Source organism: Streptomyces sp. NBC_01808, from assembly GCF_035917395.1.
Taxonomy (GTDB): Bacteria; Actinomycetota; Actinomycetes; order Streptomycetales; family Streptomycetaceae; genus Streptomyces.
Map to the genome: position 1 here is coordinate 6,035,727 of NZ_CP109072.1, position 13,187 is coordinate 6,048,913.

Genomic DNA, 13,187 nt, shown 5'->3' on the forward strand with positions numbered 1-13,187 from the left:
GCCGGTCAGCCGCAGAAGGCCGCGTCCAGGAGCGCGTCCACGGAGTCGTCGAGGTCGGCGCGGTGGTCGGGCGTGAGCGCGACGGTGACGTGGCGACGCAGGTCCGGCGTGGTGAACGACCAGCTCTGGTACGCCAGGGCGTCGCCGTCGTTGCCGTACACCGTGACTCCGCACGCGGTCTCCTTCCAGGCCAGCCCCAGCCCGTACGTCCGGCCCTCGAACGAAGGCGTGCGCATCTCCGCCAGCAGGTGGTCCGGCAGCAGCCGCCCGCCGAGCAGCGCGGCGAAGAAGCGGTCGAGATCGCCGGCCGTTGAGATCATCTCGCCGCTCGCGCCGAACAGCGACGGGTTCATCTCCGTGAAGTCGGCGAGCCATATCGCGCCGGCCCGCTCGACCGGGACGTAGCCGCGCATGTGCGGCCCGCGGATCCGCGGGTACGCCCCGGGCATAGAGGTGGCGTGCAGCCGCAGCGGCCGGATGATCCGCCGCCCGATCTCCCGGGCGTACGGGCGCCCGGTGGCCTCCTCGATGATTCGGCCGAGCAGGATGTAGCCGGTGTTGGAGTACGCGTAGGCCGTGCCCGGCGGCGCCGAGGTCGGGGGGTGGGCGACGGCGCGCCCGATCTGCTCGTCAGGGGTCCAGGTCCGCCACCGGTAGTCCAGGAACGCCGGGTCGGGCGGCACGGTCAGCGTGCGCTTGTAGTCGTACAGTCCGCCGGTGTGGCCCAGCAGGTGCCGCACGGTGATGCGGCGGCCGTCCGGGACGACGCCCGGCAGCCACGCCTCGACCGGGTCGTCCAGCCGCAGCCGCCCCTCGTCGGCGAGTTGCAGCACGACGGTGGCGACGAAGGTCTTCGTGATGCTGCCGATCCGGAACCGCCCGCGCGCCGGGACCGCCCGCGTCGTGTCCCGCTCGGCGACGCCGCTGGTGTCCCGCCACACCCGGCGCCCGTCGCGTACTTCCACGAGCGCGCCCACCGCACCCTCGGCCACCAGCTCGTCCAGTTGCTCCCGCAGTTCCGCCGCCCCGGGCGGCTCTTCGCCGTCCGGCGGTGGGGCGGCGGCCGACCCGGCCACCACCGCCAGCACCGTCGCCGCCGCCACCAGCACACTCCGTACGTGCTTCACCCGGTCCACCCGCGCTCTCGTCTCGCCCGTCTCGTACGCGACGAGCCTGCGGCAGGCGGAGGCAGGGAGCGATGGGGCTGGTCGGCGTTCCGCGCCGGGGGTTGTCCCCACCCGGCGTCCGGCCGCCCGCGCCCGATAGCGCGCGGCCGGCCGGCCGCGCGCTATCGGGCGCGACCCGGCCGCGGAGGGGCGGGAGACAACTGCCCGCTCCGCGGCCGGAGTCGAGGACCGTCACATACGCGTTCGCGCCTGGTGCTTGAACGCCACGGTCAGACCCATGGCGAGCAGCCCAAGCAGGGCGGTGGCACCGCCGACGAAGCAGTTGGCCCAGATGGCGGCGTTGGGTGCGCCGTGCGTCACGGTGACCACCCAGGGGGAGATGACCAGCCAGGCGCCGAGGGGCACGGTCAGCCATGCCAGGCCGGAAGTCCGCTCCGGGGCGAGGGCCAGCCCGAGCCCGATCAGGCCGATGGCGATGCCGACGATCAGGTTGTTGATGGTGAGGTTGGTGTTCCCCGTGAAGTGCACGACCCAAGGCGAAATCGCGGCGAACAGGCCGGCCAGAAGGATCAGTCCTTCGAGGGCAATCACACCACCTCTGGCCGCCGTGCGATCGAGCCGGTCTCGCATCTCCACTACATCGGGGTGCGAGGTCATCTCAGTGGTGTGCTGCTGATTCGACATGGTTGCCGCCTCCTCTCCAGAGACAGAGTCGGATGCATCCCTTTTCGTACGATACGCCTGTTTGGGTGACTCTGCGTGGTGAGGGCTTCCGGCCCGGTCAGAGGGCCTGCGAGCCGTCTCGGCGGCGGACCATTTCGGCGATCCAGACGGGTGCGAACGGAGACGTGCAGCCCGGTGACGTCGGGTAGTCCTTCAGCACCTCCAGGCGCTCACCCACGGCGACGGCGCGTGCGCGGTGCGCGGGGTACTCGATGCCGATCTGCGCGAGGCAGGTGTTCATCGCCCACTGCAGCCGGTCAGGGGCGTCCTTCAGCTCTGCCTCGATCACGTCGAGCAGCCCCGCCGGGTCGAGGCCCGCGGGGCTCTTCACCACGCGCTCGGCGGTCAGCGCCCAGCCGGCGCTCGCCACCACCGGGTCGGGGTCGGCGAGCCAGGCCAGCCGCAGCTCCTCGGCGTGCGGGTTCTTCTTCACCGCGTAGTTCACGAGCCAGTCGTGCACCTTGGGCGTACGCGCCTCGCGCAGCATCGCGTCCAGTTCGTCCCGCTCGAACGCCTTCGGGCGGCAGACCAGCAGCGCCAGCAGCCGCGCCGCGGTGTCGCCGGTCCGCCACAGCTCGCGGGCGAGCGGCTGCTGCGTCTTCAGCCGCTTGGCGAGCGCGCGCAGCTTGCCGAGGTGCACGCCGTGGTCGTCGCCGTGCCTCTCGTTCACCGCGCGCGCCTTCGGATCCTCCAGCTCTGCCAGCTCCGCCATTACCTCGGTCAGGGTCATCCCGCCCACCGCACCTTCCTGCCGGTCGGTGGGAGCCTAGCCCGGCCTACGCGCGGCTCGCCGCGCGCAGCCCGTTCAGCGTGATCGTGCCCCGGTCGAGGCGCACGCCGGCCGTGTACCGGTACGCGGCCCGCACCTCCGGGTCCGTGAGGTCCAGCACCCCGCCCGCGTCCGCCGTGAACAGGAACTCCCAGCCCGCGCCCTGGTCCACGTACGCCGTGGTGACCGTGGAGCGCGCCACCAGGGCGTAGCGGGAGCCGGGGCGGGAGAGGTCAACGGTGCCGTCGAGGTTGTCCAGCGGCTCCTGGCCGACGGTGATCAGCTTCCCGTCGATGCGCAGGTCCCAGCCGGCCCGCCGCAGCCCGTTGTGGTGGCGGAAGAGCAGATAGTTGTCCGCGTCCTTGGCGAGGCCGACGAAGACGGTGTCCTGGCCGCCCGTCCCCGCGAACGTGCCGGTGTCCAGCACCAGCGCGAAGGTGTCCGTGCGCGGCGCGGTGCCGGAGAGGAACAGCAGGTGCGTCGGCGCCTGCGTGGTCACGGTCAGCCTGCCGTCGCCCGCGGTGGCGGTGCCCTGGTGCGACCCGCGCGGTACGGGCAGCACGGTGAAGCGGTCGAGGCCGGTGTCGAACCGCTCGTCGAGTTCGGCCACCGGGTACGCGTCGGGGCCGGGCGGCGGCGGGAACAGGCCGACGTCCGCGAGGTGGTCGTCGAGCAGCGCGGTCAAGCGGCGGAGAATCGCGGGGTAGCGGTCCGCGAGGTCGTCGGTCTCACCGGGGTCGCGGCCGAGGTGGTACAGCTCGGCGGCGCCGCCGCGGAGCCGGCGTACCAGCTTGAACTCGCCGTGGCGGACGGCCGCGTGCGGGTGGCGGTTCTGGTTGAAGTGCGGGTAGATCCAGAAGAGGGTGTCGCGGCGGAGCAGGCCGGTGCCGGTGAGCAGGGGGGCCAGGCTCGTACCGTCGAAGCGCGCGGCGGGGGCGCGGCCGCCGGCGGCCAGGTCGAGAGCCGTCGGGAGCACGTCGATCGTGGAGACGGGCGTGGCGTCCGTGCGCCCCGGTGCCACCTTGCCCGGCCAGTACGCGACCAGCGGCACCCGGATCCCGCCCTCGTACAGCTCGCTCTTGCCGCCGCGCAGCGGCGCCGTCGCGTCCCGGTACGGGCTGCCGTTGTCGGACGTGACGAGGATCAGCGTGCGCTCGGCGAGCCCGTGCTCGTCCAGCGCGCCGACGATGCGGCCGACCTGCTGGTCGATGCTCTCCAGCATCGCGGCCAGCGCGGGCCGGTTCGGCAGTCGGCCGGCACCCGGCTTGGCCTCGTACTTGGCGAGCAGCTCGGGCTTCGCGGCCAGGGCCGTGTGCACGGCGTAGTTGGAGACGTGCAGGAAGAACGGCTCGTCGCGGTGGCGCGCGACGAAGTCGACGGCCTCGTCCGCGAGCCGATCGGTGAGGTACTCGCCGGGCGTGCGGGCCGGCAGGTCGGGCATGAAGCGGTACGGGTGGAAGTAGTCGCCGTCCGCGATGTACAGCCGCTCGGAGGCGATGGCCTCGTCCAGCCCGTGCGCGTAGGGGTTGCCGGGCCGCTCGGTGTACTCGCCGCTGTAGGTCTCGGTGAGGTGCCACTTGCCGATCAGGGCGGTGGTGTAGCCGTACGGGCCGAGGAAGTCGGGGACGGTGGGCACGTCGGGGGAGAGGAACTTGTTGCTGGCCGCCGGTTCCTCGCGGAGGAAGTCGGTGATGCCGGTACGGGCCGGGTACAGCCCGGTCATCAGCGCGGCGCGGGTCGGCGAGCAGAGGGGAGCGGCGGAGTACGCGCGGGTGAAGCGCATCCCCTCGCGCGCCAGCCGGTCGATGTGCGGGGTCTCGTTGAAGGTGTTGCCGTACGAGCCGAACTCGCGCCAGCCGAGGTCGTCGATCGACACGACGATGACGTTGGGCGGCGGCGGGCCTGCGGCGGTGGCGCTCCGGGCGAGTGCGGGGGCGGCGACGGCCGTGAGGCCGACGGCGGAGGCGCCGCGCAGGACGCTGCGGCGCGAGGGGCGGCGGAACGTCGTCGGGGGCATACGGCTCAGCGTCCGGCGGCCCGCGACCGGGCGTCAACACCCGGGTGAATTAGTCCGGGACGGACGCGCGGAGTGCCGCGCGGGCAGGGGAGCGGGCGGGGAAGAGCGGCTGGGGAGAGCCGCCGGGGAGTGCGGCCGGGGGAGTGCGGCCGGGCGCGGGGTCAGTCCGAGGCGCGCAGCCGTACGTGGATGTGGCCGGCGTCCGGCGCCGCGGGCCCGCCGTCCGGCTCGGTGACACCGGCGACGTCGAGCCCGGCGACGGCCGCCAGGGTCTCGAAGCCGTCCCGGGTGTACCAGTGCAGCACCCACGGACGTTCGGTGATGCTGCTGCCCGAGGGGTGGTAGCGCTCGTAGCGCAGCAGCGTCGTCTGCGTGCGGGTGTGCTCGTCGCGGTTCTCGGCGACGACGCGGACCCGCAGTTCGGCGCCGTCCGGCCCGGTGGCCGTGCGGGCCCGGCCGACGTCCGCCGCGGCGGTGGGCGCCGGCAGGTGCAGCGGGATCAGAGCGGTGCCGCCCGCGGCGAGGTGGGTGCGGATGGCGCGCAGCGTGGCCAGCGCGGTGGCGTCGTCGGGCAGCAGGTTGAACGTCGGCCCGGCGAGGAAGACGGCCGCGTACCTGCGCGGCAGGTCCAGGGCCTCCATGCGCTGCTGGAACACCCTGACGGGCAGGCCCTCTTCCGCCGCGCGGCGGCGCAGCCGGTCCAGCATGTCCGCGGAGGAGTCGACGCCGTCCACGTCCAGACCGCGGCGGCGCAGTTCGAGCAGCGGCTCGCCGTCGCCGCAGCCCAGCTCCAGCGCGGGCGTACCGGCCTGCTCGACGAAGGCGGCGTACGGCTCGGGGTCCTGGGTGACGGACTTCAGCGGCCCGTACAGCTCCGCGACGATTCCGGTGTAGAAGTCTGCTGGATCCATGTTCGCCACCTTATGCAGGTGGCGGCGGGGGTCACAGCTCCCCGGGGAGGGAGGCCACCCGGGTTCCGCACCCGCGGCCGACGCGGTGCACGCACCCCGTGGTGCTCCGCCCGAACTCCGCGACCGGCAGCCCACCCGGACCGGATCCGGCCCCGCCGCCACGGCGGTCGGCCGGGGCGAACCGGCGCCCCGCGCAGGTCACTTGACGAGGACGTGCTCGCCTCGCGGTCGGCACCCGGTGACGTACTTGGCGCTGATGGGCCGGCAGCACGAGAGGATCGCCCCGTTCGCGTTCGTCATCGACGGCGTCGCGGCGTCGGGGCGGGAGGTGACGTACCTGCGCTACGACGTCACGCGCCCCCGGACGGGACCGCGGGGCGGGCAGCCCGCCGGAAGTGCCAGACGATCCCCGCCGGGACGCCGGTGTGGGACACCGCCGCGGCCTCGGGGACCAGTTCGCGAAGGGACCACGGCCACGCCTCCCACGGCCCGGGGTCCGTCGCCGGGGCCGGGGCCGGCTTCGTCTCACCGGCGGCCGGCACCTCCGGCTCCTCGCAGCCCAGCACGTCGAGCCCGGCCGCGAGCGCGGCGCGCACGTAGTCCCCGACCGCGTGCCGGTACGTCTCCACCCGGGCGGGGCTGCCGTCCGGCAGCCGTACCGCCGGGATCGACCCGAGCGCCACCCGCTCCGGGTGGACGTCCGAGGTCACCAGGTGTCCGCCCGGCCGCAGCACCCGCGCGAACTCCGCCATCACCGGGCCCAGATCGGGGACGTGGGTCAGCGCGAGCGAGCAGACCACCACGTCGACGGCGCCGTCGGCGACGGGCAGCGCGTCCAGCCCGCCGAGGCGGAAGTCGCCCTCCGGCACCCGCTCCCGGGCCCGGGCCAGCATCTCCGGGGAACTGTCGACGCCGACGGTGCGGTGGCCCCGCCCGGCCAGCAGGGCCGCCATCCGCCCGGTGCCGCAGGCGGCGTCCAGGGCGAGGCCCGCGGGCAGCGGGTCGAGGAACGCCCCGACCACCGGCTCGTCCAGGTCGAACGCCGTGTTGGGCCCGTCGTACGTCTCCGACCAGATCCGGTAGCCCTCGACCGTGGACACCCGGGCGACGTCCACGCCCGCACCCGCCAGCGCCTCGTCGCCGAGCAGCCGCCGGATCCCGCCGAGCCGCGCGGCGACGAACGCGCGGTCGTACTCCCCGGTGAACGAACGCAGCAGGGCAGCGCCCTCCAGGCCGACCGCGTAGGCCAGCGGATCTTCATGATGCACAGCCTCGACGCTAGTGACGCGCCCCGCGCCCACGCCAGCGGATATCGCGGCCGTACGCCGGGACGTCACCGGGGGCGTAGTACGCCCCTGGCGCGACGAGCGCGGGCCATCCAGGTGAGGCACCCGGCAGCCGCGGCACACCGTCGAAGTCCCCCGCAGCCACGCCCGCGTGCCCCGCCGCGGCAGTCGAAAATCTGTGAATGCGACATGCGACCGAGCTGCCATATCGAAGACCCCGCCGACTTCGATGTGCCGAAGCCGCGCTTCGCTGCGGCCACGGGGCGTGGTCGGTGTCATCCTGGTATGGCTACCTTTGGCGGATTTCATGCGAAGGGGTCCCATGGGCAGGGCAGACACCACCGGGCACGTACGCGAACGAGCCGCGGACACCCCCGACCTCTTCGCGGAGCTGCGGGAACGCGAGTTCGGATACCTCGACGAGGGCGGGCACACCTATCTCGACCACACCGGCGCCGGGCTTCCGCCGCGCTCCCTCGTCGCGGGCAGCGCCCGGCGCATCACCGGCGGGCTGTTCGGCAATCCGCACTCCGAGAGCCCCGCCTCCCGGGCCTCGGGGGACGGGCTCGCCGAGGCCCGCGAGGCGGTGCTGCGGTACTTCCGCGCCGACCCCGCCGAGTACGCCGTGATCTTCACGCCCAACGCCACGGGCGCGCTGCGCCTGGTCGGCGAGGCGTATCCGCTCGGGCGCGGCAGCCGGCTCGTCCTCTCCCTCGACAACCACAACTCCGTCAACGGCCTGCGGGAGTACGCGCGGGCGCGCGGCGCGACCGTCGAGTACGTCCCGCTGCGCACGCCGGACCTGGGGATCGACGAGGACCGGATGCACGCCGCGCTGACCGTACGCACCCGGCGCCCCGCCCTCGCGCACCACGCTCCCCGGGGGCTGCTGGCCTACCCGGCGCAGAGCAACTTCACCGGCGTACAGCACTCCCTGGACTGGATCGCCACCGCCCAGGCCCACGGCTACGACGTCGTGCTCGACGCGGCCGCGTACGTCCCGACCAACGCCCTCGACCTCGGCCGCCACCACCCGGACTTCACCGTCGTGAGCTGGTACAAGCTCTTCGGCCACCCCACAGGACTCGGCGCCCTCATCGCCCGCAGGACCGCCCTCGCGAAGCTGCGCCGCCCGTGGTTCGCCGGCGGCACGATCTACGCCGTCAGCGCGCAGGCGCAGTGGCACGTCCTCGCCGACGACGAGGCCGCGTTCGAGGACGGGACCGTCAACTTCCTCGCCATACCGGACGTCACCGCCGGCCTCGCCTGGATCGAGGGCATCGGCATCGACCGCGTCCACGACCACGTCGACGCGCTGACGGCGCACCTGCTCGCCGGGCTGCGGACGCTGCGGCACGGCGACGGCTCGCCGCTGGTCCGGCTGTACGGTCCTGACCGGGCCGGTGCACCCCGCGGCGGCACGGTCGCGCTGAACGTACTCGACGCCGAAGGGCGGGTCGTCGACGAGCGCGTCATCATCCGCGACAGCGGCGCGTACGGCATCTCCCTGCGCACCGGCTGCTTCTGCAACCCGGGCGCCGGCGAGGCGGCGTTCGACCTGGCGCCGCGCCGGCTGCGCCGGGCGGCCCGCAGGCGGCTCGGCTCGCTGGAGGACTACCTGAAGATGCTGCACCTGCCGTCGGCGGGCGCGGTGCGCGTGTCGTTGGGCGCGGCGTCGCAGCCCGCGGATGTCGAAACGTTTCTGTCGTTCGTGACGCAGACCTACCGGGACCGCGTCCCCGACGCGGCGGACCTCGCGCCGCGGCTGGGCTGCTGACCCCGCGGGCCCCGGACCCCGGCCCGCGTCAACGTCCCTGCCGGCTCCGCTCGGCGCCGTCCCGGCACTTGCGCACGACCACCCACCACGTCAGCGCCAGGAACAGCACCGCGAAGCCGGCCAGGATCAGCCACCCGCGGGCGGCCGGGTGCGCGAACGATTCTCCGTACGACGCCAGCAGCGGCCGCCCCGCGGGGGATGCGCCCGTACGCCACAGCGACTCCAGACCCACCCCGCTGCCCAGCGCCTCGAACGCCCACCGGTTGGTCATCGCCAGGCTGACCGCCTCGCCGCCCGGCGTCATCCGCGGCACCGGCACGAACGCCCCGGAGAACAGCACCTGCGGGAAGCACAGCAGCGGCAGCATCAGCGTCGCCTGCCCCGGCTCCGCCACCGCCGCGGACGCGAGCAGCCCGAGCGCGAGGGCGGCGGCGGAGGCCAGCACGCTGGAGGCGAACAGCGAGGCGTACGTGTCCCAGCCGGCCGGCGGCAGCCGGTCCAGCGCGCGCAGCACGGCCAGCAGCAGCGCGTCGGCGAGGGCGAGCGCGGGGAGCATGGTGGTGAGCTTGGAGGCGACGTACGGGCCGATCCGCAGGCCGGCGAGCCATTCGCGGCGCAGCACGGCCAGTTCGGTGCAGATCTGCAGCAGGCCGTACGTCAGCCCGAAGAAGAAGGCGCCGAAGGCGATCCAGAACATGATCATCGCGGTGGACGCCGGGTCCGGGGACGCGGGGTCGAAGGCGCCGCCGCGGAAGAGCACCGCGAACATCGCCACGATCATGACGGGGGAGCCGACGAGGACGGCGACGGAGAGGCGGTTGTGGAGGAGGAGCGCGGTGCCGCGCCGGGTGAGCAGGGCCCACTGGCGCAGGGCGCCGACGCGGGCGGGGCCGGTGGCGGGGACGGCGGACGAGGGGGCCCGGGCCGGCGCGGCGGGGCCGGCGGGGGTTGCGGGGGCGGCCGGTGCTGCGGGGCGGGTCGTTGCCGCGGGGCCGGACCGGGCGGTGGGCTCGGACCGGGCGGTGGGCTCGGCGGCGGTCGCGGTGGCGAGCCCGGTGGCCGCGACGGCTCCGGCCGCGGCGACGGCCCCGGCGGGTGCCGCGGATCCCCAGGTGACCCCCTGCTCCCGGATGTCGCCGGCGCCCGCCCCCGGCGCCCGTGCGCCGGCGGCCACCGCCCCGTACACCTCCTCCGCCGTGTCCACGCCGAACGTCTCGCAGAGCGGGCCCGGTTCACCCGCGTAGGCGACCTCGCCGTCGGCCGACAGGAAGACCACCTGGTCACCGCGCGGCAGATCGGCGAGCACGTGCGTGGTCATCACGACCGTCGTGCCGTCGTCGGCCAGCCCGCGCAGGGTGTGCATCAGCTCCGCGCCGGTGGCCGGGTCGAGCCCGGACGTCGGCTCGTCGAGGAACAGCACCCGGGGCCGGGTCAGCAGCTCCACCGCGATGCTCGCCCGCTTGCGTTCGCCGCCGCTCAGGGCCCGTACCGGCGTATCGCGCCGCGAGGTCAGCCCCAGCGTGGCCAGCACCCGGTCGACCGTCGCGGCGACGGCCGCGGCCGGGGTCTTCGGCGGCATCCGCAGCCCGGCCGCGTACACCAGCGTGCGGTGCAGCGGCAGCTCACGGTGGATGATGTCCTCCTGCGGCACGTACCCGAACTCCGGCCCCGGCGGCCCCGGCGGCGCCCCGTCGTGCCACACCTCGCCCTCGCTCGGCACGCTCAGCCCCGCGAGCGTCTGCAGCAGGACCGTCTTGCCGGCGCCGCTGCTCCCGGCGATCACGGTGAGGGTCCCGGGCGCGACGTCGAGCGACACCCCGCGCAGCACCCGGCCCGCCCCGCGCACGTCCCGGCCCACCCGCCGCGCCCGCAACCGCAGGCCGGCGGCCGGCGAAACGGACACACCGGCGGGACCGCCACGGGAGACACCCGGGCGCAGGGGCGGCGTCGACATGAGTGCAGCATGCCAAAGGTTCGGGGTGCCGGACCCCCGCGGCTCGCGCGCGGTACCAACGATCGGACGATCCGTCAGCGGCCGCCGCCCGCCCGCGCGGCCGCGTCCGGCCGCCAGTCGGCGGCGAGCAGCCCGAGGACCACCTCGTCCAGGAACGTGCCCAGCACCCAGGCCGAGGAGCGCAGCACGCCCTCGCGGACGAAGCCGTTGCGCTCGGCGGCGCCCAGCATGGCGGCATTGTCGGCCAGGGTCTCGATCTGCAGCCGCTGCAGGCCGCGTACGACGAAGCCGTAGTGGCAGAGCGCGGCGACGATGTCGGTGCCGTAGCCCTTGCCGCGGGCGTAGGGCATGAGCCCGAGACCGATGTGCGCGGACCGGTGATGCGTGTCGATGCCCCACAGCGACGCCGTGCCGACCAGCGCCCCGCCGTCCAGCTCCACCACGGAGAACGGGACGGTCCCCTCGGCCTTGTCGTCCACCAGCAGCGGGTTGTCCTTCGACGCGGCCGCGATCGGCCGCCACGGCGTGGCCTGGGCCCGGGAGCCGGCGACGACGTCGTCGTAGAGGTCGGCCTGCAGAACCGGGATGTCGTCCGCGTGGCGGGCCCTGAGCCCGACCTTCGTGCCTCGTAGCATCCCTGTTTCCTAACCGGCGGGACCCGTCGCCCGCAAACGCATTCCCCCGGCAAGCCGTGCCCGTTCGGGGGAAAGCGGACGCCGCCCGGTTACGGATGACTCACGGCAGCGGGCCCGGGCCGCGCAACCGCCGTCGGCTGTGGAGGACGAGAGAGCGTCAGGACGGCGCAGCCGGTGAGCATCAGCCCGAGGCCCAGCGGGGTGCGGTGGACCCTCAGGCGATGAGGAGGCGCAGGCCCAGTTCGGCCGCGTCGAGGGCGAGGAGGTCGCGGTTGCGCTCCGTCCAGCGGCCCGAGGCGAGGTCGTCGCGGAGGCCGCTCACCGCCCGCCGCTCCGCCTCCGGGCCCACCCTGGTCCACACCGACACCGCGCGGCGCACCTCGTCCTCCAGGTACGCCTCGGGCCGCCGCCAGTGCGCCTCGAAGAAGCCGTCCGCGCAGTCCCACGGGATCAGCACCGGCTCCGCGCGCCCACCGAACGCGCGCGTCAGGTCGGCCAGCGAGGGCCAGTCCGTGAGGAGTCCCGCGAACTCCGGCAGGTAGTCGCGGGTGAGCCAGAACCGCTCGCGCCGGCCCGGGTCGCAGGCGTCGTACGTGAACACCACCACCCGCCGCGCCACGCGCCGCATCTCCCGCAGCCCGGCCACCGGGTCCGGCCAGTGGTGCACGGTGCTTCACCGCCACGCCCCCGACGATGCCCCCTCACGCCACGTGAGGGTCAAGCGGCCTTCCTCGGGCCCGCCGCCCCGCAGTACGTTGAGCCGCGACGCACCCCGCTCCACCCCCGCTTCACCCCCGCTTCACCCCGCTCCACCCCCGCGACTCCCAGGGCGGTCCCATGGCAGACCACGCACCGGACGCGATCGACACGAGCCGCCCGCATTCGGCGCGTATCTGGAACCACCTGCTGGGCGGCGAGGACAACTACGAGGCCGACCGGGCCGCCGCGGCCGCGATCCTCGCGGTCTTCCCCGGCATGGAACGCCGTCCGTCAGGCGGGGAAGGTGGCACCCCAGGTGGCGGGGCCGACGATGCCGTCGACGGCGAGGCCCTTCTTCGACTGGAAGTCCCGGCACGCCGCGTACGAGTTGGGGCCGTAGGCGCCGTCAGCGGTGAGGCTGTAGCCGTGGCGGGCGTTCATCTGGTTCTGCCAGGTGGCCACGCTCGCGTGGCTGAAGGTCGGCGGCTGGCGGAAGTTGACGCCGGGGTGGGGTAGCGGGCCGCCGCCGGGGTTCGTCGCGCCGTTGAGCACGCCGTTCACGTAGAGGTTCCCCGGGCAGCCGGTGCTCAGGTGGTCGCGATGGCCGCAGATGGCACGGGCCGCACCACCCTGCGTGCGCAGCCGGTTGACGGCGTAGCGGAAGGCGTTGATGAGGCCGGTGGTGATGGTGTCGTAGTCACCGGCGGTCCCGCCGACGAGACCGCAGACGGCGTACCAGTTCTGGTTGCCGGGGTCGGTGCCGTTCGCGGCCGTGCGGCGGTTCTCGCCGCGGCCCTGGAACACGTAGTCGTGCACGCATACGAGGTGGCTGTACGCGATGTCCGCCCAGCCGTTGCCGTCCATGTGGTGGTTCTGGATTCCGCGCACCTGGGCGGCGCAGTCCGCGTGGTTCGCGCGGGCGACGTGCACGGCGTCGACGTGATGGATGGTCACCCCGCCGTTCTGGGGCGTGATGTTGCTGTTGGTGTTCCGCGGAGCGCGTGCACCCCACGCGGACCGGCTGACGAAGGTGGTCACTGGGCCCTCCGTCCGGACAGGGCGCAGTCGACGGTGGCGTTGAGCGGCTCGGCCTGCGCGTGCCGCAGGCCGCCGGACGGGTAGACCGCGCCGGGATGGCCGGGGCGGTTCACGATCGGCAGCTCCCGCGGGTCCGCGGCGAAGGCCTGACCGGAGCAGATCACGGGTGCGCCGGCCACGGCGACCGCGGCAATCCCCAGGAAGCCACGGCGGGATGGTCGTTGCGACATGTCGTCTCCAGACGCTTGTGG

General features: G+C 74.3%; 11 protein-coding genes and 2 pseudogenes. 2 read left to right on the forward strand and 11 right to left on the reverse strand.

The annotated features are described in order from the left end of the window. Nucleotides 1-5: 5 nt before the first annotated feature. From OG946_RS26790 to OG946_RS26815, 6 genes are all read right to left on the reverse strand, one after another. Nucleotides 6-1,127 (reverse strand): serine hydrolase domain-containing protein, encoded by a 1,122-nt coding sequence (locus tag OG946_RS26790; RefSeq protein ID WP_326798553.1) that lies wholly within the window; start codon nucleotides 1,125-1,127, stop codon nucleotides 6-8. 231 nt (nucleotides 1,128-1,358) lie between these two features. Beyond that, a complete protein-coding gene (locus OG946_RS26795; protein WP_326798554.1) occupies nucleotides 1,359-1,811 on the reverse strand; it encodes an SPW repeat protein in 453 nt (150 codons plus the stop codon). A gap of 97 nt (nucleotides 1,812-1,908) precedes the next feature. Continuing rightward, a complete protein-coding gene (locus OG946_RS26800; RefSeq protein ID WP_326798555.1) occupies nucleotides 1,909-2,580 on the reverse strand; it encodes a DNA alkylation repair protein in 672 nt (223 codons plus the stop codon). A 46-nt stretch (nucleotides 2,581-2,626) separates the two neighbouring features. Next, nucleotides 2,627-4,636, reverse strand: coding sequence for a sulfatase (locus tag OG946_RS26805; protein WP_326798556.1), 2,010 nt, complete (start codon nucleotides 4,634-4,636; stop codon nucleotides 2,627-2,629). Between the two features lie 161 nt (nucleotides 4,637-4,797). After that, nucleotides 4,798-5,547, reverse strand: a complete 750-nt coding sequence (locus OG946_RS26810; RefSeq protein WP_326798557.1) for a class I SAM-dependent methyltransferase — start codon at nucleotides 5,545-5,547, stop codon at nucleotides 4,798-4,800. Nucleotides 5,548-5,897: 350 nt separating this feature from the next. Further along, the gene (locus tag OG946_RS26815) at nucleotides 5,898-6,815 is read right to left on the reverse strand and encodes a class I SAM-dependent methyltransferase (RefSeq protein ID WP_326798558.1); all 918 of its coding nucleotides are present in this window, start codon (nucleotides 6,813-6,815) and stop codon (nucleotides 5,898-5,900) included. A 340-nt stretch (nucleotides 6,816-7,155) separates the two neighbouring features. On the opposite strand from OG946_RS26815, the gene OG946_RS26820 reads away from it, so the two are divergent. Further along, on the forward strand, nucleotides 7,156-8,610 hold the full coding sequence (locus OG946_RS26820; RefSeq protein WP_326798559.1) for an aminotransferase class V-fold PLP-dependent enzyme: 1,455 nt from the start codon (nucleotides 7,156-7,158) through the stop codon (nucleotides 8,608-8,610). A 28-nt stretch (nucleotides 8,611-8,638) separates the two neighbouring features. Here OG946_RS26820 and OG946_RS26825 read toward each other — a convergent pair whose 3' ends face one another. From OG946_RS26825 to OG946_RS26835, 3 genes and pseudogenes are all read right to left on the reverse strand, one after another. Further along, the gene (locus tag OG946_RS26825; RefSeq protein WP_326798560.1) at nucleotides 8,639-10,564 is read right to left on the reverse strand and encodes an ABC transporter ATP-binding protein; all 1,926 of its coding nucleotides are present in this window, start codon (nucleotides 10,562-10,564) and stop codon (nucleotides 8,639-8,641) included. 74 nt (nucleotides 10,565-10,638) lie between these two features. Next, the gene (locus OG946_RS26830) at nucleotides 10,639-11,199 is read right to left on the reverse strand and encodes a GNAT family N-acetyltransferase (protein WP_326798561.1); all 561 of its coding nucleotides are present in this window, start codon (nucleotides 11,197-11,199) and stop codon (nucleotides 10,639-10,641) included. 214 nt (nucleotides 11,200-11,413) lie between these two features. Further along, nucleotides 11,414-11,872: pseudogene (locus OG946_RS26835) on the reverse strand (MerR family transcriptional regulator); the annotation flags it as partial. A gap of 164 nt (nucleotides 11,873-12,036) precedes the next feature. On the opposite strand from OG946_RS26835, the pseudogene OG946_RS26840 reads away from it, so the two are divergent. Next, a pseudogene (locus tag OG946_RS26840) lies at nucleotides 12,037-12,168 on the forward strand (SAM-dependent methyltransferase); the annotation flags it as partial. A gap of 21 nt (nucleotides 12,169-12,189) precedes the next feature. Here OG946_RS26840 and OG946_RS26845 read toward each other — a convergent pair. Both OG946_RS26845 and OG946_RS26850 read right to left on the reverse strand, forming a co-directional pair. Next, nucleotides 12,190-12,936: a peptidoglycan recognition protein family protein gene (locus OG946_RS26845; protein ID WP_326798562.1), complete on the reverse strand. Its 747-nt coding sequence runs from the start codon at nucleotides 12,934-12,936 to the stop codon at nucleotides 12,190-12,192. Continuing rightward, entirely contained in the window at nucleotides 12,933-13,166 is a 234-nt protein-coding gene (locus tag OG946_RS26850) for a twin-arginine translocation signal domain-containing protein (RefSeq protein WP_326798563.1), read from the reverse strand. Before OG946_RS26850 ends, OG946_RS26845 begins: the two co-directional genes overlap by 4 nt. Between the last annotated feature and the right edge of the window lie 21 nt (nucleotides 13,167-13,187).